The organism is Mesorhizobium sp. M0045 (assembly GCF_040323385.1).
Taxonomy (GTDB): Bacteria; Pseudomonadota; Alphaproteobacteria; order Rhizobiales; family Rhizobiaceae; genus Mesorhizobium.
This window is the reverse complement of the sequence record NZ_JAMYUY010000007.1, coordinates 193,675-215,092: the sequence shown is the minus strand read 5'-3', so window position 1 is coordinate 215,092 and position 21,418 is coordinate 193,675. Positions and strand designations below refer to the sequence as shown.

At 62.7% G+C, this 21,418-nt stretch carries 22 protein-coding genes; 12 read left to right on the top strand and 10 right to left on the bottom strand.

The genetic code is table 11. From position 1 onward, the window contains the following. The first annotated feature begins 160 nt into the window (after positions 1-160). A complete protein-coding gene (locus NKJ72_RS14445; protein WP_352477682.1) occupies positions 161-925 on the top strand; it encodes a copper homeostasis protein CutC in 765 nt (254 codons plus the stop codon). 20 nt (positions 926-945) lie between these two features. Further along, positions 946-1,443, top strand: coding sequence for a GNAT family N-acetyltransferase (locus tag NKJ72_RS14440; RefSeq protein WP_352477681.1), 498 nt, complete (start codon positions 946-948; stop codon positions 1,441-1,443). Between the two features lie 20 nt (positions 1,444-1,463). Here the strand turns inward: NKJ72_RS14440 and NKJ72_RS14435 are convergent, their stop codons facing one another. After that, complete coding sequence (locus NKJ72_RS14435; protein WP_352477680.1) at positions 1,464-2,486, bottom strand: acyltransferase family protein; 1,023 nt, start codon at positions 2,484-2,486, stop codon at positions 1,464-1,466. Positions 2,487-2,803: 317 nt separating this feature from the next. Here NKJ72_RS14435 and NKJ72_RS14430 point away from each other — a divergent pair, with 317 nt between their 5' ends. The 4 genes from NKJ72_RS14430 (at position 2,804) to NKJ72_RS14415 (ending at position 6,915) form a co-directional block, all read left to right on the top strand. Further along, positions 2,804-3,943, top strand: coding sequence for an FIST N-terminal domain-containing protein (locus NKJ72_RS14430; protein WP_352477679.1), 1,140 nt, complete (start codon positions 2,804-2,806; stop codon positions 3,941-3,943). A 10-nt stretch (positions 3,944-3,953) separates the two neighbouring features. Then, on the top strand, positions 3,954-5,294 hold the full coding sequence (locus NKJ72_RS14425) for an ATP-binding response regulator (RefSeq protein WP_352477677.1): 1,341 nt from the start codon (positions 3,954-3,956) through the stop codon (positions 5,292-5,294). 60 nt (positions 5,295-5,354) lie between these two features. Further along, the gene (locus NKJ72_RS14420; protein WP_352477676.1) at positions 5,355-5,825 is read left to right on the top strand and encodes a hypothetical protein; all 471 of its coding nucleotides are present in this window, start codon (positions 5,355-5,357) and stop codon (positions 5,823-5,825) included. Positions 5,826-6,687: 862 nt separating this feature from the next. Further along, positions 6,688-6,915, top strand: a complete 228-nt coding sequence (locus NKJ72_RS14415; protein ID WP_352477675.1) for a hypothetical protein — start codon at positions 6,688-6,690, stop codon at positions 6,913-6,915. A gap of 50 nt (positions 6,916-6,965) precedes the next feature. Here the strand turns inward: NKJ72_RS14415 and NKJ72_RS14410 are convergent, their stop codons facing one another. Beyond that, positions 6,966-7,649: a response regulator gene (locus NKJ72_RS14410; RefSeq protein WP_254818245.1), complete on the bottom strand. Its 684-nt coding sequence runs from the start codon at positions 7,647-7,649 to the stop codon at positions 6,966-6,968. A gap of 223 nt (positions 7,650-7,872) precedes the next feature. Here NKJ72_RS14410 and NKJ72_RS14405 point away from each other — a divergent pair, with 223 nt between their 5' ends. Genes NKJ72_RS14405 through NKJ72_RS14395 form a run of 3 tightly spaced genes read left to right on the top strand, consistent with a single transcriptional unit; the run spans position 7,873 to position 10,312 of the window. Continuing rightward, complete coding sequence (locus tag NKJ72_RS14405) at positions 7,873-8,583, top strand: fumarylacetoacetate hydrolase family protein (RefSeq protein WP_352477674.1); 711 nt, start codon at positions 7,873-7,875, stop codon at positions 8,581-8,583. Positions 8,584-8,587: 4 nt separating this feature from the next. Beyond that, positions 8,588-9,238: a maleylacetoacetate isomerase gene (maiA, locus tag NKJ72_RS14400; protein ID WP_254818243.1), complete on the top strand. Its 651-nt coding sequence runs from the start codon at positions 8,588-8,590 to the stop codon at positions 9,236-9,238. A gap of 33 nt (positions 9,239-9,271) precedes the next feature. Continuing rightward, on the top strand, positions 9,272-10,312 hold the full coding sequence (locus tag NKJ72_RS14395) for a zinc-dependent alcohol dehydrogenase family protein (protein WP_352477672.1): 1,041 nt from the start codon (positions 9,272-9,274) through the stop codon (positions 10,310-10,312). Between the two features lie 19 nt (positions 10,313-10,331). Here the strand turns inward: NKJ72_RS14395 and NKJ72_RS14390 are convergent, their stop codons facing one another. Next, positions 10,332-11,225: a LysR family transcriptional regulator gene (locus NKJ72_RS14390; protein WP_352477746.1), complete on the bottom strand. Its 894-nt coding sequence runs from the start codon at positions 11,223-11,225 to the stop codon at positions 10,332-10,334. Between the two features lie 139 nt (positions 11,226-11,364). Here NKJ72_RS14390 and NKJ72_RS14385 point away from each other — a divergent pair, with 139 nt between their 5' ends. Continuing rightward, positions 11,365-12,786 (top strand): MFS transporter, encoded by a 1,422-nt coding sequence (locus tag NKJ72_RS14385; protein ID WP_502901848.1) that lies wholly within the window; start codon positions 11,365-11,367, stop codon positions 12,784-12,786. Here the strand turns inward: NKJ72_RS14385 and NKJ72_RS14380 are convergent. Next, on the bottom strand, positions 12,764-13,621 hold the full coding sequence (locus NKJ72_RS14380) for an alpha/beta fold hydrolase (protein WP_352477670.1): 858 nt from the start codon (positions 13,619-13,621) through the stop codon (positions 12,764-12,766). The two genes, NKJ72_RS14385 and NKJ72_RS14380, sit on opposite strands and share 23 nt — an antisense overlap. A 180-nt stretch (positions 13,622-13,801) precedes the next feature. Continuing rightward, positions 13,802-14,710, bottom strand: coding sequence for a DMT family transporter (locus NKJ72_RS14375; RefSeq protein WP_352477669.1), 909 nt, complete (start codon positions 14,708-14,710; stop codon positions 13,802-13,804). Positions 14,711-14,814: 104 nt separating this feature from the next. On the opposite strand from NKJ72_RS14375, the gene NKJ72_RS14370 reads away from it, so the two are divergent. Next, the gene (locus tag NKJ72_RS14370) at positions 14,815-16,218 is read left to right on the top strand and encodes an aminotransferase-like domain-containing protein (RefSeq protein WP_352477668.1); all 1,404 of its coding nucleotides are present in this window, start codon (positions 14,815-14,817) and stop codon (positions 16,216-16,218) included. A gap of 38 nt (positions 16,219-16,256) precedes the next feature. On the opposite strand, the gene NKJ72_RS14365 is transcribed toward NKJ72_RS14370, so the two are convergent. The 3 genes from NKJ72_RS14365 to NKJ72_RS14355 all read right to left on the bottom strand — a co-directional run bounded on the left by NKJ72_RS14365 (position 16,257) and on the right by NKJ72_RS14355 (position 18,704). Beyond that, positions 16,257-16,754, bottom strand: a complete 498-nt coding sequence (locus NKJ72_RS14365; RefSeq protein ID WP_254818237.1) for a MaoC family dehydratase — start codon at positions 16,752-16,754, stop codon at positions 16,257-16,259. Between the two features lie 138 nt (positions 16,755-16,892). After that, positions 16,893-17,321 (bottom strand): phasin family protein, encoded by a 429-nt coding sequence (locus NKJ72_RS14360; protein ID WP_352477667.1) that lies wholly within the window; start codon positions 17,319-17,321, stop codon positions 16,893-16,895. Positions 17,322-17,405: 84 nt separating this feature from the next. Then, positions 17,406-18,704 (bottom strand): DUF445 domain-containing protein, encoded by a 1,299-nt coding sequence (locus tag NKJ72_RS14355; protein ID WP_352477666.1) that lies wholly within the window; start codon positions 18,702-18,704, stop codon positions 17,406-17,408. A gap of 191 nt (positions 18,705-18,895) precedes the next feature. Between NKJ72_RS14355 and rirA the strand changes: the two genes are divergently transcribed. After that, positions 18,896-19,357: an iron-responsive transcriptional regulator RirA gene (gene rirA / locus NKJ72_RS14350; protein ID WP_352477664.1), complete on the top strand. Its 462-nt coding sequence runs from the start codon at positions 18,896-18,898 to the stop codon at positions 19,355-19,357. A gap of 13 nt (positions 19,358-19,370) precedes the next feature. Here rirA and NKJ72_RS14345 read toward each other — a convergent pair whose 3' ends face one another. Beyond that, the gene (locus NKJ72_RS14345) at positions 19,371-20,159 is read right to left on the bottom strand and encodes a heme ABC transporter ATP-binding protein (RefSeq protein WP_352477663.1); all 789 of its coding nucleotides are present in this window, start codon (positions 20,157-20,159) and stop codon (positions 19,371-19,373) included. Between the two features lie 155 nt (positions 20,160-20,314). After that, positions 20,315-21,418, bottom strand: coding sequence for a FecCD family ABC transporter permease (locus NKJ72_RS14340; protein WP_352477662.1), 1,104 nt, complete (start codon positions 21,416-21,418; stop codon positions 20,315-20,317).

Below are 21,418 nucleotides of genomic sequence, written 5' to 3'. Positions count from 1 at the left end.
AACCCACCAGCTATCGTTTACGTATAACCCTGAAGTTATGAATGTGTCAAGCGGCGGAATGGCAGGCGCGATCGCGAGCACATTGAGCCAACACTTCCGGCTTTCATCGCACCATGCCCGATGCTACCGCTGGGCAGCTGAAATCATCGACGGATCGCCTATGATCGAGACCGAACGCCCTCGCCTGCCGCTGATCGAGATCTGCGTCGAAGGCATAGACGGCCTGCTGGCCGCGCAAGCCGCCGGCGCCGACCGGGTCGAGCTCTGTGCCAGCCTGATCGAAGGCGGCATCACACCGAGCTTCGGCACGGTGCGCACGGCGCTCGAGCTGGCGACGATCCCGTTCCACGTCATCGTGCGGCCGCGCGGCGGCGATTTTCTCTATAGCGAAGCCGAGTATCGTTCGATGCTCGCCGATGTCGGCGCCCTTGCCGACACCGGCGTCGCCGGTGTCGTTATCGGCTGCCTTAATGCCGACGGAACGATCGATGAGCAGCGCATGAGCCAACTGGTGAAGGCGGCGGGAAGCTTGAACGTCACCTGCCACCGCGCCTTCGACATGACCCGCGACCCGACAGAGGCGCTGGAGACACTGATCCGCTGCAAGGTCGGCCGCGTGCTGACCAGCGGCCAGCGCGACACGGCGCTCGAGGGCGCTGACCTGCTCGCCGATCTTGTCAGGCAGGCCGGCGACCGCATCATCATCCTCGGCTGCGGCGGGCTTGACCCAGAGAACATCGGCAAGGTGCGGAGGAAAACCGGGTTGAGCGAAATGCATTTCGCCGCGCTCAAGAACGTGCCGAGTGCCATGTGTTACCGCAACCCAAGGGTCGGCATGGGCGGCACCGATCTCGACCGCGAATACCGCAACACCGTGACCGACGGGGCGATGGTGGCGGCGACCATCGCCGCCGTCCGGACATGATCCCGGAAGACAGAAAAAACATGATCGAAACGCGTTTGCCGATCGAGCGGGTTTCGCCGCGTGATGAGCCGGCCGTCCTCGCGCTCAACAACGAGCACGCCGCCGAATTGTCATGGCTCGAACCCGAGCGCCTTTCCTTCCTGCTCGGCGAAGCGTTTTACGCGCGCCGTATCGGTTCGCTCGAAGCCTTCATCATGACCTTCGACCAGGACGCCAGCTACGACAGCCCCAACTTCCTGTGGTTTCGCCAGCGCTATCCGCGGTTCGTCTATGTCGATCGCGTCGTGGTCGCCGCCGCAGCGCGCGGGCGCGGCCATGCCCGCCGGCTGTATGAGGATCTGTTCGAGCAGGCGTCGCGCGCCAGCCAGGCGATCGTCACCTGCGAAGTCAATGCCGAGCCGCCCAATCCGGCTTCGGACGCCTTCCATGCCGCACTCGGCTTTGCGGAAGTGGGCGACGCGGTAATCCACGGTGGCAGGAAAGCCGTGCGGTATTATGCAAGGCGGATCGCCGGCTAAAACGGCGGGCGCCGTTCGCCCTACCAATTGCGGTTCAGCCAGGAGCGGGCCGGCCTTTCGATGATGTAGTAGCTGCACAGCGCGCAAGCGAACGCCGCCGCCAGCATCAGCCACGGCGAACTGCCTTTTATGTCGACGAATTGATAAAAGGGCTGCTGCCACAGATAGAGCGAATACGACCACAGCCCCAGCATCGTCATTGGCAGGGACGACAGAAACCTGGTCAGGTAGCGGCTGCTGAAGTCGAGCAAATTGACGGCGAGCGCCAGCAGCGGCACCGCGACCAGATAGTGAATGGGGGTTGGCACGGCAGCCATGAAAAGGAGCACAGCCACGACTGTGGCCGCCAGGGCAACGTGCGGCCCCTTGAGCAGCGCCGGCAGCCTGTCGTCGGCCTTGAGCAGGCATAACACCGCCGACAGCAGGATCGAGGCGATGTGCACGTCGGTGCGCCAATAGGTGCCCTCGTAGCCTATTGCGAGCACCCAGTAGGAGATGGCGCCGTTCGCCATGGCCAGCAGCGACAATGCGCCGAGCAGCATGATGACGCGGGACCGTCCCGGGACGACGACGCTGATCAGAGCCAGAATGATATACGCATGCTCTTCGACGCAGAGCGACCAGATATGGTCGAGCGAGCCGGCGCGGGTAACGAGAACTCCGGCGTAATTGTAGGTGAACGTCAGCGCCGTCAGCGCCGCCTTCCACTTGAAGGCGATGAACGTGCCGGACAAGGCGATCATCGCGACGACGACGAAAACCAGCAGTGCCGGATAGATGCGAGAGAACCGGCGCTTGAAGAATTTCTTCAGCGGATAGTATTCGACGAACAGGATCTCGGCCATCAGCCGGCCGCTGAGCACGAAGAAGAATTCGACGCCCAGGACGCCGAGATTGATGCCGGGGACGGGGAAGAAATGGCCGATCAGCACCAGCGCGATCGACAGGCCGCGCCAGCCGTCGAGATAGGCAAGCCTCGCCCTTGACGATGTGTCGGCGACAGGCCTGGCCACGACAAGACGCGTCGCGGAGATGTCCGTCATGCCGGTCCCCTCTGCGAAAGGCGGGCTCAAGGCCGCATTCTCAGCTATATTGCAGTGCACTACAACTTTGTGCAAGTGCGAGATAACGACACGCCCGAAGTACGGGACGCACAGCTTCCGTCCGTGAGCGGCTGCGCTGACGCCGTCAAACGGCAGAAACTTCAAATCCATCATGTTGGCTGATTGCCAAAGCACCGCTTCAAGACAACAATGACCTCGACGCCGGCGCGCCAGACGCGCACAAAAAAGAGCGTTGGAGGAAATGGAGGAGGAAGCCGCTGGCCAAGTCACGGACGCGCTATGCATGCGGCCTTTCGGTGCTCACCACCGACGAATCCGATGCGGATGCGTTCGCCCGGGCGGTGGCAGCGGAAGCAGCGGCCATTGACGCCGGGTTTGCCCTCCTGTTTTTCTCGCAGAGCCTCATAGAGGCCGTCGCCCTGTCGGAAGCGCTGAAGACCCACGCGCCGGCGCTCCACTATGCCGGCTGCTCGACGGCCGGTGAGATAACGCCCAAGGGGCTGGAGGAAGGCCAGATCCTGGCTATGCTGCTTCCCTCCGCATCGTTTTCGGCAGCCAGCACCATGGTCGAAAATCTGTCCTCATCGGGCATGGACGGGATTACCGGCGAAGTCGAGGCGCTGAGGCGTTCGTTACGCGAGCGCCTCGGGCACGAGCGAGCCGACACCACTTTCGCGCTCTGCTTGATCGACGGGCTGTCCTATGCCGAAGAAGCGGTGACCTCCGCCATCCATTGGGGGCTCGACGATATTCCATTGATCGGCGGGTCGGCTGGCGATGACTTGAAATTCGAGACAACGCGGCTGATCTCGAACGGCAAAGTGACCTCCGACAGCGCCATCATCGTGCTGATCACCACGGAAATTCCTTTCCACGTGTTCAAGACCGACAATTTCGTTCCCACCGACGAGAAGCTGGTGGTGACGGCATCCGATCCCGACCACCGCATCGTGCGCGAATTCAACGCCACCATTGCCGCCGAGGAATATGCCGCCTCGGTCGGCGTCGTCGCGCAGATGCTGACGCCACTGAGTTTTGCCTCGCACCCGGTGGTGGTGAAAGTCGGCGGCGAATTTTACTGCCGTTCAATCCAGAAGATGCACGCGGACGGCTCGCTGTCGTTCTTCTGCGCCATCGACGATGGTGTCGTGCTTGCCGTCGCCCAGCCTAAGGACATGGTCGAGGCGACCCGCGCCGCTCTCAGCGACGTCAGCGAAAGGCTTGGCGGCATCGACCTGATCCTCGGTTTCGACTGCGTGCTGCGCCGGCTCGACGCGCGCAATCGGCAGGTCTATCGCGAGATTTCGGAACTCTACAAGGTCAACAACGTCCTCGGCTTTGGCACCTATGGCGAACAGTACCGTTCGATGCATCTGAACCAGACCTTCACCGGCATCGCCTTCGGTGAACGCAATGCGGCCGAAGCGGCGGAGTAGGAAATCCGGCATGCCGCTCAGGAACATCGACGACCTGGAAAGGCTGAAGAAGATCAACGCCGCGCTGATCAGCCGCGTCGAGCGCTCCATGGACCAGCAAGGCAATGCTTTTTCGCTGTTCCAGACTGCCATTTCGCTTGAGAGCCGGGTGCGCAGCCGCACCGAAGAGCTGCATTCGACCTTGCGCAGGCTGGAGCAGTCGAACATCGACTTGAACGCAGCCAAGGAAAACGCCGAGCTGGCGAACCTGTCCAAGACCAGGTTCCTTGCGGCGGCCAGCCATGACGTGCTGCAGCCGCTGAACGCCGCGCATCTGTCGGTCTCGGCGCTTGCCGAAGTACAGACCAGCGAGGAAGGCAGAAACCTGGTCCGCCAGGTCGAGCGATCGCTGGAGACGATGGAGGACCTGCTCCGCACCTTGCTCGACATTTCCAAGCTCGATGCCGGCGTCGTGCAGCCCGACATCACCGATGTCAGCCTGGAGACGCTGTTTTCGTCTCTGCGCTCGGATTTTCAGCCGGTCGCGGAGATGAAGGGGCTGACGCTGAAGTTCCGGCCGGTCGATGCGCTCGTTCGTTCGGACCGAACCTTGCTGCGCCGCATCCTGCAGAACATCCTGTCCAATGCACTGCGCTATACCCGCTCGGGCGGCGTGTTGGTCGGCACCAGGCATCGCGGCGACACGATCCGCATCGACGTCGCCGATACCGGCTGCGGCATCCCCGACGACCAGCGCGAGGCGGTGTTCGAGGAATTCCATCGGGGCGTGATCCCGACGGATGCCGGGCTTGCCGCCGGCGGGCTGGGGTTGGGGCTGGCCATCGTGCGCCGCATCGCCGCGGCGCTCGACCATCCCGTCACGTTTTCGTCGAAGGTCGGACATGGCACGATTTTCCATATCGACGTTCCGGTCGGGATCGGCGACACGGCCGATCCAATCGCCGGCACCGTCGACATGGAGCGGCCGCGCGGCTACGGTCTGTTCGGCACAAGGGTGCTGCTGGTCGAGAACGACATCGAGGTGCTGCAGGCGATGACCTCCCTGCTCGAGCGCTGGCAATGCCTGGTGCGCCCCGCCACCTCGACCGGTGACGCGCTCGACATGCTTGGCGATACCGACTGGTTGCCAGACATTGTCATAGCCGACCAGCATCTCGACGGCGGCGACCTCGGCACCACCACCATCGCCGAGGTCCGTGATTATCTCGGCCGCGCCGTGCCGGCGCTGATCGTCACCGCCGACGGTTCGGAGACCGTCGCCAACGCCGCCCGCGCCGCTGGCATCGAGCTGATGCGCAAGCCGCTGAAGCCCGCGCAGCTAAGGGCGCTGCTGGCGCATTTGCTGGCTTGATCCCATCTGAGGGCATGGGCGAACTGCATCAGGCAGAACCAAATTTTGAAAAGGCCAAGGATGTATTGGAGAATAGAAGAAAACGCCCGAGACTACTGTATTCTCGTCGACGACGGAAATACAAATGGATCCCAGGCTTTCCTCGAGATGGAGGAGGCTGGGCCTGTCGACAAAAGTAAGTTGCTTTTTCGCTTTGATGACGAGCGGCCGCTGCATATCTCGGATTTCGTACCAAGCTCTCATCCAGGCGTCTTGTTTGCAAAGCGCGAGATATTCGAGGCGTTTGGTCCGATTGTTTCGAGAAGCAAGCACCTCTTTTATACGGCCAAGACGGATAGGGGCGACTTGAAAATATATGTACCCATGGAGGAGATAAAAGGGTTCGACTTTTCCGAGTCTACTTTCGAAACATTTGAAGACGGAGACATATACCGCATTGATCAGCTAAGGCTTGTTGATGGTTTCTCGACCGAGTTTGATATTTTTCGCCTGAATGACAACTTCGGGACGAGATTCCATATAATTGTTTAAATTCAAGTACATGTATGAGTCGCATGGAATGACGGGGCTGCGGTTTTCTGCGACATGAGCCGCTGAAGCCGGCGCGACTGCGCGGCGTGCTGGCGCATGTGCTGGCTTGACGTCTCAGAGGCGTTAGCTTTGCGCAAGGGATCAGGTGTTCCATGTATACAATGGACACGACGAACGCTCGTTATTGGATTTTCGCATATTGGTCCTTGTTCACTTTGAGGGTTTGTAGGCAGTGCAAGAATTCCAGTTGCGATACGATCATGGTCTGGGCTCTTGGAGACGAGCAAGGGCTCCTACCCTCTCAGCGAGGTGAGAGATTTTTTCCGCTTTTTCATCCTCTTAGACGAACCGTTTGAGCGAGCGTCCAATATCATCGCTCGATCGCTAATTGGAGGCAGCGGCCAGCAGTTTCCTCTTTGGAAAATTGTGGCGGCGGCGTTTTTGTCGACGTCCGAAATCAATGCTCAGACGGCTCTGGTTGGCTGCCGTCACTCTCGAGCGAGGATCGATAATAATTACAGCCGTATTTGTCATCAATGTCATCGTCCCGATCGGCCAACCAGAAGACGCGCCACCTCGTAAGGAAATACGTCAATCGTGTTCCTTGAAGCGACAAGCTGCAGAATTTGGAACAAGCAATGACGCCAGGAATGAAAGTTCGGATCTAATAGATGCAATTACAGCAACAGTGCACTTTTCTACTGTTCGCCTGGCCGTAGTTGTCCGTAGATCGACTGCATGGCTCGCCTCGCCCGCCCTATCGTTCCCGGTCTGCCGCACTAAGTAACGCAGCTGACCGGGTTGCGCTGCAAATCGACAAAGCCGTGAACCCACGAAAAATAAGGCAGGCGACGCAAGAAACATGGTGCGCTGTCACCGGATTTGGATTGCAGACATTGAAGCCGTCGCGGGCAAGACCAAGAACGACGTTGCAGAATATCTGATGATTAACTCTGTCGGATTCAACTACGATAAAACGTTTGACAGCGATTCAGACCGCGGTCTTCGCCTGCACGATGGAGGAAGTATTCATTTCTATAACAAAGATGGAATATTCTATCTTGGTTCAGTTTTTTTGATGAAAATTTAGAACAACAGAAGGCGTGAAGAGTCCGTCTTTATTCGCAGACGACCGTGCGATCAAAACCCCGCCGGATCGCGAAACAGCTCGGCATTGTCCAGCTTCGAGACCTCGATCACCGCCTGGGTGCGGCTGTAGACGTTGAGCTTGCGCAGGATTTCCGAGACATGCGCCTTGACGGTGGTCTCGCCGACCTGCAGCTCGTAGGCGATCTGTTTGTTGAGCAGGCCCTGGCGCAGCATCTGCAGCACCTTGAGCTGCTGCGGCGTCAGCGTGGCCAGGCGCTGTACCATCTCGGCGCGGTCGGTGCTGTCGGCGTCGGGCGGCCGGCCCTCATAGGTCTGGGGAACATAGATCGCACCTTCCATCACCGAGCGGATGGCCGCGGCAAGATCGCTCTTGCGTGCCGATTTCGGGATGAAGCCGGCCGCGCCGTAGGACAGCGCCTCGGAAATGATCTTCGGCTCCTCATAGCCGGACACGATGACGACCGGCAGGCGCGGATAACGCGTCCTGAGCTGCAGCAGCCCGTCAAAGCCATGCACGTCGGGCATACTGAGATCGAGCAATGCGAGGTCGAACGGCTTGGCATCCGTCAGAAGCTCGAGCGCCTCGGCAATCGAGCGCGCTTCCACCGTGTCGACCTCCGGATAGGCCATCTGCACTGCGCTGTGCAGGGCCTCGCGAAACAGCGGATGGTCGTCGATGATGAGGAACCGGGCGCGATCGTTGACTGCGGTCATTAGCTTCACTTCGGTTCGGTCTGGTCTGGTCTAGAATAGTCCGGCAACCATGGCCAGCTTATTGCCAAATAGTACATTGCCATCTTGGCTGGCTAAAGCAGGATGGACCGACGATTTCCGCGGCACCGTGCGGCAGGCCTGCTCTTCCGCCATCCAATGCCTTGCCCGTTTGCCCAAATCGGCCGAATGTGCCGGCGACAGATCCACTGAACAGAGACAGTGCATGACCGGCTTCGTCCTTCCCCTGCCCGCAACCCCGTCGGTGGCCGTGGCCGGCTCGCCGGAGCGTTTTGCCGTGCGCCGCATTTTCTGCGTCGGCCGCAACTACGCCGCCCATGCCCGCGAGCTCGGCAATGACGAGCGCGATCCGCCCTTCTTCTTCACCAAACCGGGCGACGCAGTGGTCGACGCGGTAGTCGGTTCGGGCACCACGGTCCCCTACCCGCCGCTGACCCAAAACCTGCATCACGAAATCGAGCTGGTCGTCGCCATCGGCAAGGCCGGCTTCCGCATCCCGCGCGAGCGGGCGCTGGAGCATGTCTGGGGCTACGGCGTCGGCGTCGACCTGACCCGCCGCGACCTTCAGGACGAGGCGAAAAAGGCGGCACGACCGTGGGACTGGTCGAAATCCTTCGACCGTTCAGCACCCTGCGGCCCGCTGGTCCCGGCGCAACAATCCGGTCATCCCGAAAACGGCCGCATCTGGCTCGCGGTCGACGGCGAGATCAGGCAGGACGGCGACCTTGCCGAACTGATCTGGCCCGTTCCCGACATCGTCTCGATTTGCAGCGAGGCGGTAGAACTTAGGCCCGGCGACCTGATCTTCACCGGCACGCCGGCCGGCGTCGGCGCCGTTGGGCCGGGCGAAAAGATCACCGGCGGCGTCGACGGCATCGGCGAAATCGAACTGACCATCGGCCAACCGAGCCCGTGACACAATGAGCGATATCGTCCTTCACAACTACTACCGTTCCTCGACCTCTTACCGGGTGCGGATCGCGCTGGAGATGAAGGGCTTGGCCTACGAGTACGTGCCGCATCATTTGCGCCACGGCGAACATCTGGATCCCGCCTACCTCGCGGTCAATCCGCAAGGGCTGGTGCCGGCGCTGGTCCTAGGCGATGGCACGCTGCTGACGCAATCGCTGGCGATAATCGAATATCTCGACGAGACCACGCCCGAGCCGCCGCTGCTGCCCAAGGATGCGCCTGGCCGCGCCCGCGTCAGAATGCTGGGGCAGATGATCGCCTGCGACATCCATCCGGTGAACAATCTGCGCGTGCTGACCTCGTTGCGCACGCTGTTCGGCGCCGGCGACCAGGATGTCGTCAACTGGTTCCGGCACTGGGTCAACGAAGGCTTCCAGCCGCTTGAAAAGATTCTGGCTTCCTCCCCCGAGACCAAGACATTCTGCCATGGCGACACGCCGGGGCTGGCCGACATCTGCCTGGTCGCACAGGTCACCAGCAATGCCCGCTTCGGCGTCGACATGACGCCCTACCCGACGATCGCACGCATCCACGCCGCCTGCATGGCGCTGCCGGCATTCCGGAAGGCCGCGCCGGAGAACCAGATCGATGCCGAATAGACCGCAATTGCATGAAGTGATGAGGAACTGCCGATGAAAGCCGTCGTTTTCGAAAAGTTCGGCGAAACGCCAACGATTCAGACGGTGCCGGATCCGACGCCTTCGCCGGAAGGCGTCGTCATCAAGGTGGAGGCGACTGGCCTCTGCCGCAGCGACTGGCATGGCTGGATGGGCCACGACGACGGCATCCGGCTGCCGCATGTGCCGGGCCACGAACTGGCCGGCGTCGTGGTCTCCGCAGGCAACCGGGTGACCCGCTGGAAGGGCGGCGAGCGCGTCACCGTGCCGTTTGCCGTCGGCTGCGGCCGCTGCTTCGAATGCACGTCGGGCAACCACCAGGTCTGCGAGCACCAGTTCCAGCCCGGCTTCACCGCCTGGGGGTCGTTCGCCGAATATGTCGCCATCGACCATGCCGATACCAATCTCGTACGCTTGCCCGACGAGATGGAATTCGCCACCGCCGCCAGCCTCGGCTGCCGCTTCGTCACTTCGTTCCGCGCCATCGTCGATCAGGGCCGCGTGACGCCCGGCGAATGGGTGGCCGTACATGGCTGCGGCGGCGTCGGCCTGTCGGCGATCATGATCGCCAGCGCCATGGGCGCCAATGTCGTCGCCATCGACCTCACCGACGAGAAGCTGGACTTTGCCAAAAAGATCGGCGCGGTGGCGACGATCAACGCGGCGAACACGCCGAACGTGGTCAAGGCGGTCAAGCAGATTACTAATGGCGGCGCGCATATGTCGATGGACGCGCTCGGCCACCCGACAACCTCGTTCAACTCGATCGCGAACCTGCGCCGCCGCGGGCGCCACGTGCAGGTCGGCCTGATGCTCGGCGACCATGCCAGGCCGCAGATTCCGATGGACAAGGTGATCGCATTCGAGCTCGAAATTCGCGGCAGCCACGGCATGCAGGCGTTTCGCTACGAGGCGATGATGGAGATGATCCGCACCGGCAAGCTCAAACCCGAACTCCTGGTCGGCAACAAGATCAGCCTCGAGGAAGCGCCGGCCGCTTTGATGGCGATGGGCGGCTTCGAAGGCATCGGCATCGGCGTGGTTACCAGATTCTAGATCACGCCCCGACTCTGGATCAACGAAACGACGCGCAGACCTCCCGCACGCAGGCTCGCAGCCAGCGCTGCGCCGGATCGACATCGAGCCGCGGATGCCAGAGCATCGAAATGGTGACCTCCTCGATATCGACTGGCAACGGGAAGCTGTACATGCCTGCGCGCGCGCCCAGCGTGTGCCGTTCGGGGACGCTGGCGATCAGATCGGAGGCGCGCGCCATGGCGAGCGTGGCCGAGAAGCTGGAAACCATGCACGCAACCGTCCGCTGGAGACCCAGCAGTTTCAAGGCCTCGTCGATCGGGCCCTTTTCGCGGCCACGCCGCGACACGCTGATGTGGCGACCGGCCGCATAACGTTCCGGGCTCACCGGGCCCTCGCTCAGTTTATGTCCCGTTCGCACCACACCGATGAAGCGGTCGCGAAACAGCGCCTGAATGCGCATTTCAGGGCTCGTTTCACTGGCAACCCCGATTTCGAGATCAATCGCCGCGTCGCGCAACGACGTGTCGCTCTTGTCGGATTTCGGCGCAAAACGCAGCCGCACGCCGGGCGCATCCGCTTCGACACGGGTCACAAGACGCGGTGCGAACTCCTCGACAAAACTTTCGTTGGCGCGCAGCGTGAAGACCTTGTCGAGAGCGGAGAGGTCGAGGGGCCTGGCCGGGCGGAGCAGCGCTTCCGCATCCTGCACGACGCGGCCCACTTGCTGCTGCAATTCGAGCGCGCGCGGCGTCGCAACCAGGCCACGGCCAGCCCGAACCAGCAATGGGTCGCCTGTCGCCTGGCGCAACCGCGCCAACGTCCGGCTCATCGCCGAGGGACTGAGGCGCAGCCGCCCGGCGGCGCGCGCGACGCTGCCTTCGCTCAGCAGCACATCAAGGGCGACAAGCAGATTGAGATCGGGCGATGACATGGAAGGACCGTAGCACAGCTCAGCCGTAATGTGGCGTTTCATGCACGAATAAGATGCAAATACTGCGCCTTCCGCCACATCATGCGAGGGAATAGCCTCCGACAGCTCCGATTTGGGGCTGACGGCAAAGGAGTTCACCTTGGCATCGACCGCTGAAAAGACCTGGGGCGAAGTTGCCCCGGTGAGCGCCCGCTCGACCCGATGGGCATTGGCAAGCCTGTCGCTTTCAACGCTGCTGTCGTCGCTCGCCACCAGCATCGCCAGCGTCGGGCTGCCATCGCTGATGCAGGCGTTCGGCGCATCGTTCCAGCTCGTCCAATGGGTCGTTCTTGCCTATCTGCTCGCCATCACCACCTTGGTCGTCAGCGCCGGGCGGCTCGCCGACATATTCGGCCGCCGCCCGCTATTGCTCGGCGGCATTGCCCTGTTCACCTTCGCATCCGTGCTTTGCGGGCTTGCCCCGACGCTCTGGCTGCTGATCGCCGCACGGGCGGCACAGGGGCTCGGCGCGGCTGTCATGATGGCTCTTACGCTGGCCTTTGTCGCGGACACGGTTCCCCGGGGAAAAACGGGCAGCGCCATGGGCCTGCTCGGCGCCATGTCGGCGATCGGCACCACGCTTGGCCCGTCGCTTGGCGGATTGCTGATCGCCGGCCTCGGCTGGCGCGCGATCTTCCTCATCAATCTGCCGTTGGGGGCGCTGGCTTTCGCGCTTGCCTGGCGCGTCCTGCCGGCCGGAAAAAAGACGCCAGATCGGCGCGGTTTCGACGGCATAGGCACGGCTTTGCTCGCGCTGACGCTGGCCGCCTATGCGCTCGCCATGACTCTTGGGCGCGGCAGTTTTGGTTCTCTCAATATCGGCTTGCTGATTGCCGCCGCCGTGGGTGGCCTGCTGTTCGTGATTGCGCAGACAAGGGCCGAGAACCCTTTGATTCAGCCTGGGAGGTTCCGCGATCAGGCGTTGAACGCAAGCCTCGCCATGAGCCTGATCGTCGCCACCGTGATGATGGCGACGCTGGTGGTCGCGCCGTTCTATCTGTCGCGTGCGCTCGGACTGGACGCAGCCATGGTCGGGCTGGTTCTGTCGACCGGCCCTCTGGTTACCGCACTGGCGGCGCTGCCGGCCGGACGCCTGGTCGATCGTTTCGGGGCGCACCGGATGACGATCGTCGGCCTGTTCGATCTCGCTATTGGTACTTTTGCTCTGTCGCGGGCGGAATTCGGTGTTGCCGGCTATATCGTGCCGATCATCATCGTCTGCACCGGCTACAGCCTGTTTCAGACCTCCAACAATTCAGCCGTGATGACCGGCGTGGCACCCGACCAGCGCGGCGTCGTCTCCGGCCTTCTCAATCTCTCGCGCAATCTCGGCCTGATCACCGGTGCGTCGGTGATGGGCGCGGTGTTTGCCTTCGCATCGGCTGGCGGAAGCGAAGGTACCGGTCAGCAGATATTGGCATCTGCGACAGCCGCACGCGGCATGCAGGTCACTTTCCAGGTCGCGACGGCCCTGGTAATGGCGGCGCTGATCCTTGCGATTATTTCGGGTCGCCGCGGCTAGCGCGCTTAGCTGAGCCGCCAGCGACGAACTCCAGCATCAGTTCAGCAGCTTTGAGCGCATGCGTCTCTAGGAGGAAATGGCCTGCGTCGAAGACGTGAGCCTCCATCCGGGGAAGATCCACAAGCCAGGATTGAACCTCTGCAATGTCGAAGAAGGCATCGTGGCGACCCCAAAGAAGCATCGCTCGGGGCTGATGCTTCGCCAGATAATCAGCCACTTCCCCGAACCGGTCGACATACCGGCCGTAGTCGGCAATGAGCGCCTTCTGCAGATCAAGTCGTCCCGGCAGGCACATGACCCGCCAGTCTTCAATCCAACCACCTGGATCGATCTGCGCCGCGATCTCGCCGGGCAGGCCGGCGACATACTGGTCGCGGGTTCCCTCGAGGGTCAGATGGGCGGTGGCGGCCTGCTCATTCGCCGCATTCGGCGCAGCCCAGAAGTCCAATGTGTCTGCCCATTGCGGACCAAAACCGGAGCGGTGGGCATTGGCATTCTGGATAACGAGGCCTTCGACGAGTTCCGGCGCGCGCATGGCGAGATGAAGCGCTACCGGGGTTCCGAAATCATGAAGATAAAGAAACCTGCGGCCAACGTTGAGACGCGAGAGCAGCTCGTCAATCGCGCCGGCCAGCATGTCGAACGATGGCTCGGGCGGCAGATCGGACGCGCCGAAGCCCGGCAGGTCAGGCGCCACGACATAGGCGCTGCCGGAGAGCGGCGCGATCACGTCGCGAAACGTCCGCGAAGAGCTAGGAAAGCCGTGCAGCAGCACGAGCGCGGGCTTGGAAGCGTCACCAGCCGTCCGGACGGCCACCTCGCCGCCGGAGGACAAGACTATCTTCTGGACCCCGGGCACCAAAATCGTCCCTTTTTCCTCCACGCCGACATGAGGCCACCTCGCGCCTTGTGCCACTCTGGCCGACTCGGCACCTCGAGACGCCGTTCCGCCAGGTCGGCAGCTCTTGGTATCAATTGGACGCGATTGTATCGAGTCAAGAGTGTGCTGGCGCACCTATTTTGCATATCTCTTGGCACCGACGACGCAAAGTACGACGGCGGCGGTGACGGCGATCATGGCGGGACTGACCTGCTCATGCAGCAGCGCTGCCGCCAGCCCAAGGCCGAAGAAGGGCTGCAGCAGCTGCAACTGCCCGACCGCGGCGATGCCGCCTTGCGCCAGGCCGCGATACCAGAACACGAAACCGATCAGCATGCTGAACAGCGAAACATAGGCCAAGCCTATCCATGCGCCCCTGCCGGCACTTTCGAGCGACGGCGGCATAGTGATGAACGTCAGCGCCAGCATGAAGGGCAGCGACAGCACCAGTGCCCACGAAATCACCTGCCAACCGCCGAGTTTGCGCGACAGCGCCGCTCCTTCGGCATAGCCCAATCCACACACGATGATGGCGGCCAGCATCAAGATGTCGCCGAGCGGCGAGACCGACAGACCTTGGGTGACTGCGAAACCGGCGACAAGGGCGCTGCCGAGGCACGAGAACAGCCAGAACGCCGGCTTCGGGCGATCGCCGCCTCGAACCACGCCGAAGATCGCGGTCGCCAACGGCAACAGGCCGACGAAAATGATCGAGTGAGCCGACGTGATGTGCTTGAGCGCCAGCGCCGTCAGCAGGGGAAAGCCGACCACGACGCCAAGCGCCACGATCGCCAGCGGGAACAGATCTCGCCGCTCCGGGCGCTTCTGGCGAAAGAGAAGCAGCAGCGCCAGGCCGAGGATGCCCGCCGAAGCCGCACGGGCGACCGTTACGAACACTGGATCGAAATCCATCACCGCCACGCGCGTCGCCGGGAGCGAACCGCTGAAGATCAGCACGCCGATGAACCCGTTGACCCAGCCACTTGCCGCCCAGCCACTCGCCGCCCAACTGCTCGCCGCCCAGCTACTCGCCGCCTTGTCCATAGATGCCCCGCTGATTTCGCCCTCTATCGGGCCGAGCGTATGGCTCCACCAGAGACAATCGGGTACAGTTTGACAAAACTGTCATGGTGGGGCGAGCAGTACGGATGGACGAGCAGACGACAACAGATGAAGGCAACCGAACGCTTGTCGAAAGCGTCATGGCGACGATCAGGCACAGGATCGCCTCGCGCAGCCTGACACCGGGAATGCGGCTGCCTTCGATCCGGGCTTTCGCCAAGGCCATGCAGGTTTCCAAATCCACCGTGGTCGAAGCCTATGAACGTCTTGCGGCGGAAGGCATGATCCGCTCGCGGCCAGGCTCGGGCTTCTATGCCGCCGGACCGCTGGCTCCGCTGTCGCTGGCCGAGATCGGCCCCAGGCTTGACCGTGCTGTCGACCCGCTCTGGGTCTCGCGCCAATCGCTGGAAGCCGGCGACGGCGTCCTGAAACCGGGTTGCGGCTGGTTGCCGGCGTCATGGATGCCCGAGACCGGATTGCGTCGCGCGCTGCGGACGATGGCCCGCGCCGACGACGCAGCGCTGACCGATTACGGCACGCCGCTCGGGTTGCCGGCGTTGCGACATCTGCTGGCGCGGCGCATGGCCGAGCACGGCATCGAAGCGTCCCCGGAACAGATCATGCTGACGGCATCGGGCACTCAGGCGATCGACCTGCTGTGCCGGTTCCTGCTCGAACCGGGTGACACGGTGTTGGTCGACGATCCCTGCTATTTCAACTTCCATGCCCTGTTGCGCGCCCATCGGGCCAAGGTGATCAGCGTCCCCTACACGCGCTCGGGGCCGGACACCGAACTGTTCGCGCAGGCGCTGAACGAGCACCGGCCGCGCCTCTACATCACCAATTCGGCGCTCCATAATCCGACCGGTGCGATATTGTCCCCGGTCGTTGCCCATCGGGTGCTGAAGCTCGCCGATCAGTCGGGGCTGACGATCATCGAGGACGATATCTTCGCCGATTTCGAACACACGCCCGCGCCCAGGCTGGCGGCCTTCGACGGCCTCAGCCGGGTCATCCATATCGGAAGCTTTTCCAAGACGCTGTCGGCATCGGTGCGCTGCGGCTTCATCGCCGCTCCTCGCGACTGGATGGAAGGTTTGACCGATCTCAAGATTGCCACATCCTTTGGCAGCGGGCGACTTGCATCCGAACTGGTGCTGACGTTGCTGAAGGACGGCCTCTATCGCAAGCACGTCGATCTGTTGCGCGCGCGGCTCTCGCGCGCCATGGAAGAAACCGGCACCCGGCTCAGAGCAATCGGCATTGTGCCGTGGATAGATCGGCCGGCCGGCATGTTTTTATGGTGCAGGCTGCCGGAGGGAATAGATGCCGCGGACGTCGCCCGTCACGCTTTGTCGGCCAACGTCGTGCTTGCGCCCGGCAATGCGTTCAGCCTGTCCCGTTCGGCCAGCCGTTACATGCGCTTCAACGTCGCCCAATCGGGAGACGACCGGATTTTCATGGCGCTTGAAGAGGCGATGTCGCGTTGATTGCGCTGCCGGAAGCCTGCTGGCCTGAGGCTGTGCCCTCAGGCCCCTGCCCGCTTGCGGCGTGCATAAAGCATGACGAGCGTCTCGGCGGTCAGCGCCGGCTTTTGCTCGCCTTCGATCTCGACTGTATTGGCGGCCTTCATCAAATACTGCCCCGGACCTTTATCTTCCATCGACAACAGCGTGGTGCGCAGCCTGATTCGCGAGCCGACCCTGACCGGTGCCACGAAACGCACTTTGTCGAAACCGTAGTTGAACGCGGCCTGCGTGTTTTCGGGCACGATCCCCATCTCGAGCGCCAGCGCGCCGATGATCGACAGGGTCAGATAGCCATGCGCGATCGTGGTGCGGAACGGGCTTTGCCGCTTCGCCCGTTCGGGATCGACATGGATCCATTGATGATCGCCAGTGCATTCGGCAAACTGGTCGATGCGGTGCTGATCGACCAACGTCCAGTCCGAAACGCCCAACTCCTGCCCGGCCATCGCCCTGAGTTGCTCGAAGGTCGGCGGCGTCCTCGGCCGTATCTGCGTCATTCCTGCTTTCCCGATCGCTTGCCTGTTCCGGACCACGACCGGCCGCCCCTGTCAATTCGCCAGTGCGATTCCAGCCCATAATCTTCGGCCGCGAACCGCCGGTCTTCGCTGCCGGCAAGCGTGCTGCCGGGGAACAGCTTACCCCTTGTGGTGGCCGGCGCGGATCTCCTCCATCGCCTCCTTGATGCGGCTGCGCAGGATTTCGATCGATTCGGTGCCGGACGCCCTCGCCAGTTCGGCCATCTCGCCGGCATTCTTCAGCGCGGTCTCGAAGGATTTCCTGGCGAACGCCGCCTGCTTCTGCATCATTTCCTGGGGATTGCCGGGCGCCCTGTAGTTTTGTGCCATGTCGGTGATTTCGCGCAGCGTGTCCTGCAGCATCTCGCGTTGCCTGGACAACAGCGCCGACGCTCCGGCGGCACTCGCCCGGGCCGACTTCTCCAGCGCTTCCAAGTTTTTGCGGTTGTGAGCGAGGATCGCCTCGACGTCGACATTCGGCAGCTTCAGGTCGCGGCCGAACTTGCCGAACATGTCGATGAAGGACTCAGACTCCGGTCGTTTTGCCATGCTGGTTCTCTCCCCCCTGTTGCCGTGAACGCCGACACTGCACCGAAGATAGTGCAGCGAAGCTCAGCGGTCCATTCGGACGAGTCAGCCGACGAGAAAGAGCCGTTCGGCGATGTAGAGCACGAGCCCGGCAAGGCCACCGATGATCATGCCGTTGAAGCGGATATATTGCAGGTCCTTGCCGATGTTCATTTCTATAAGCCTTGTCAGTTGCGCGAGGTCCCAGCGCTTGACCTGGTCGGCGATGAACTTCGACACGCCGCTTTTCTGGCTTTCAACGAAGGAGGCCAGCGCCACGATGAAGCCCTGGTTCATGTCGGCCCTGATCTGCGCGTCGTCGGCAAGATGGCGGCCGACCTCGACGAACATGGTGGCGAGATGGTCACGGATCATCGAATTCGGCGCCTTGGCGTCCTGTTCGATGAACAGCCGCAGGCTGTCCCACATATCGCCGGCCAACGCGCTGAGCTCTGGCCGGGCAAGGAAATCGCGCTTCAGCTTTTCGGCGCGCCTGGCATATTGTTTGGATGTCCTCAACCGCTCGACGAAGGTTTCGACGAAAAGGTCGAATTCGGCTCGCATCGGGTGGTGCGGATCGGCCCGCACCTCATCGAGCAGCGAGCCGGCCGACGCAACGATCTTCTTCAACAGATAGGCGTCCGCGCGAAACAGGTTGAACAGCGACGGCAGTTCCTCGCGGATCTTCTCGCGCATCGTCGCCAGCGCCTGCTCGTCGCTCAGGAAGCGGCCGACCACCTTGGTGAACTCGTCGAATAATTTCTGGTGGCGGCGATCATCGGTCAGCGCCGACAGCAGCTCGGCGGCAAGCGGCGCCAGCGGTACCTTCTCGATCTGCTCCAGCATGCGGCTGGTGACGAATCCGCGCAGCCCGGATTGCTCGACCGCTGCCAGCGTCTGCGGCACCAGCCGGCCAACGAAACGCGACAAATCGGCGGCGCGGTTCGGGTCGGCCAGCCAGTCCGCGACCAGCGCCGAAAAGTCCACCTCGGCGAGCTTTTCGCGCACCGGTTCCGGCGCCAGGAAATTGACCTCGATGAAGCGGCCGAGATTGTCGGCGATGCGGTTCTGGTTTTCCGGGATGATGGCCGTATGCGGGATTGGCAGGCCAAGCGGCCGCCGAAACAGCGCCACCACCGCATACCAGTCGGCCAGCCCGCCGATCGTCGCCGCCTCGGCGAAAGCGGCGACGAAGCCCAGCCACGCATGCCGGCTCTCGAGCGATTTCGCCACCGCAAAGACCAGCACGCAAAACGCAAGTGCCGCGGCGGCAACGAACTTGGTGCGCCTGAGCGCCGAAAGCTTGGCATCGGCATCGAACCGGGCGGACGCGACAGATGCAAATGCCGGGGCTGGTCGAGACATGGTGGGCCGCTCCTGATCGTGTATGCGAACTTATCTAGTGCCGCCTGCCCCGGAAAGCGCGTCGCTGGTTTCAGCGCGCGCAATCGTGCACGCAAACTTGAGGCCGGAATTCATCTATTATGCAGCGCCAGTCTGGAATTGTTCCAAACTATAGGCCATATTGACGCCAACCACTGCTATGTGAGGACACGATGCGGCTTACCCGTCAGACAAACTACGCCATGCGCATTCTGATGTATTGCGCCGCCAACACCGAACGGTTGAGCCGCATCCCCGAGATCGCCGCCGCCTATTCGGTATCGGAACTTTTCCTGTTCAAGATCCTGCAGCCGCTGGTCGAGCACGGGCTGATCGAAACGGTGCGCGGCAGGAATGGCGGCGTCAGGCTCGGCCGTGCGGCCGAATCAATCAGCCTGTTCGATGTCGTGCGGGTGACTGAGGAAAGCTTTGCCATGGCCGAGTGCTTCGAGAACGATGCCGCCGAATGCCCGCTGGTCGACAGCTGCGCCTTGAATTCGGCATTGCGCGAAGCGCTCAACGCCTTCTTCGCGGTACTGTCGCGCTACACGATCGCCGATCTGGTGGCGGCGCGCCCGAATGTGCGGCACCTGCTCGGCATCGACATGCTGGTGCAAAGGGCGCCGGCCGCTTGAGTTCTCTGATTGCCTAAGCCGCCGATTGCGGCAGTACGAACGGCATGTTTGCCGCCGGCAACACGCCGACCTTCAGCCGGCAATCGAAGACCTTTTCGATCAGTTCGTCGCTGAGCACCTGTTGCGGCGAACCTGTAGCGGCGAGCCTGCCGCGATGCATGACGAAGATCCGGTCGGCATACATCGCCGTCAAATTGAGGTCGTGCAGGATGGCGACCACGCCGCCGCCGCGCCTGGCGAAATCACGCGCGATTTGCATGATGATCAGCTGGTGTTTGATGTCGAGGCTGGACACCGGCTCGTCGAGGAACAAATAGCGCGGCTTGCCGTCGAGCACCGGCGCCCATACCTGGCACAGAACGCGGGCAAGCTGCACGCGCTGCTGCTCGCCGCCGGACAGCTCCTGGTAGAAGCGGCCGGCAAAACCGTCGAGGTCGACGCGAGCCAGCGCCCGTTCGGGCAGGCGCTGGTCCTCGCCGGGCAACGCGCCGGAGCGCCCGCCGACCAGGCCTAGCCTGACGATCTCACGCACGGTGAACGGGAAGGACAGCGTCGTCGCCTGTGGCAGCACCGCGCGCACCGTCGCCGCCTCGACCGGCTTCATCGCGGATAGATTGCGGCCGTTGACGGTGACCTCTCCCGAATAAGCAAGATCGCCGGACAGTGCTCTGAGAAAGGTCGTCTTGCCCGAACCGTTGGGGCCGACGATGGCCGCGACCTCGCCGGGCCAAGCCGCGAAATCGATATGGGCGACAATGCGCTTGCCGCCGATCGCCACCGAGACATCCCGCGCTTCGATCATAAAAACCTCTTAGAGACTGTTTCGAAATTCGCTCTGGCGAGTCATATGGTGGTGGTTTCGAGAACCGGAGCGGAGCGGACATTTGTGTCCGTGAGCACCGGAAGCGCAGAAAACGCCATCAAATGGCCGCCAGAGTAGAGTTTCCAAACGGTCTCTCACAGGTCGATGACGCCGCGCTTACGCAGCAGGATCCACAGGAAGAACGGTGCGCCGGCGACCGCGGTGACGATGCCGATCGGCAATTCGGCCGGGGCGACGATGGTGCGGGCGACGGCGTCGGCCAAAAGCAGCAGCGCCGCACCAAGCAGTGCCGATGCAGGCAGCAGATAGCGGTTGTCCGGGCCAATCAGCAAACGTAGCAAATGCGGTACGACGATACCGACGAAGCCGATGCCGCCGCTGACCGCGACGGAGGCGCCGACCGCTGCCGAGACGCCGATGATGGCGGTGTATTTCAGGCGCTGCACCGGGATGCCGAGATGGCCGGCGGTGGCCTCGCCAAGTGCCAGCGCGTTGAGGCCCCGCGCCAGGAACGGCATTGCCGCCAGCGCCAGCACGATGACCGGCCCGACCGAGCCGATCTTCTGCCAGGTTGCGCCGCCCAGCGAACCGAGCTGCCAGAAGGTCAGGTCGCGCAATTGCCGGTCGTCGGCCATGAAAATCAGGATGCCGGTCAGCGCCATGGCAAGCGCCGCCAGCGCGATGCCGGCGAGCAGCATGGTGGCGACCGAGGTCCGGCCTTGTCGTGTCGCGACCCGATAGAGCAGCAATGTCGTCGCCAGCCCGCCGCAGAACGCAGCCAGCGGCAAAGCCGTCGTGCCGAGCGCTGAAGTCAGCGGCGCCAGCATGGTCGAACCAAGCACGATGACGGCGACCGCACCGAGGCTCGATCCAGCCGAAACGCCGATCAGGCCGGGGTCGGCCAGCGGATTGCGGAACAACCCCTGCATGACGGCACCGGAGACGGCAAGCGATGCACCGATCAGCACGCCCAGAATCATGCGCGGCAGACGGATGTCATGGATGATCAGGCGGTCGCGGGCGCTCAACGCCGCGTCGCCGGGCAACGCGCCGAACAGCCAGTTGTGCATGACGCCGATGGCCGAGGCATCGGACGCGCCGGAGGTCAGCGACAACAGCACGGCGATAGCCAGCCCGACGCAGAGCAGCACGATGACGATGCGGGCGCGCCGCGAACGGTCACCCTCGGCTGCCGTCGCCATGATGGCCACCGCACCGGCGATCGAATGATCGGCCAT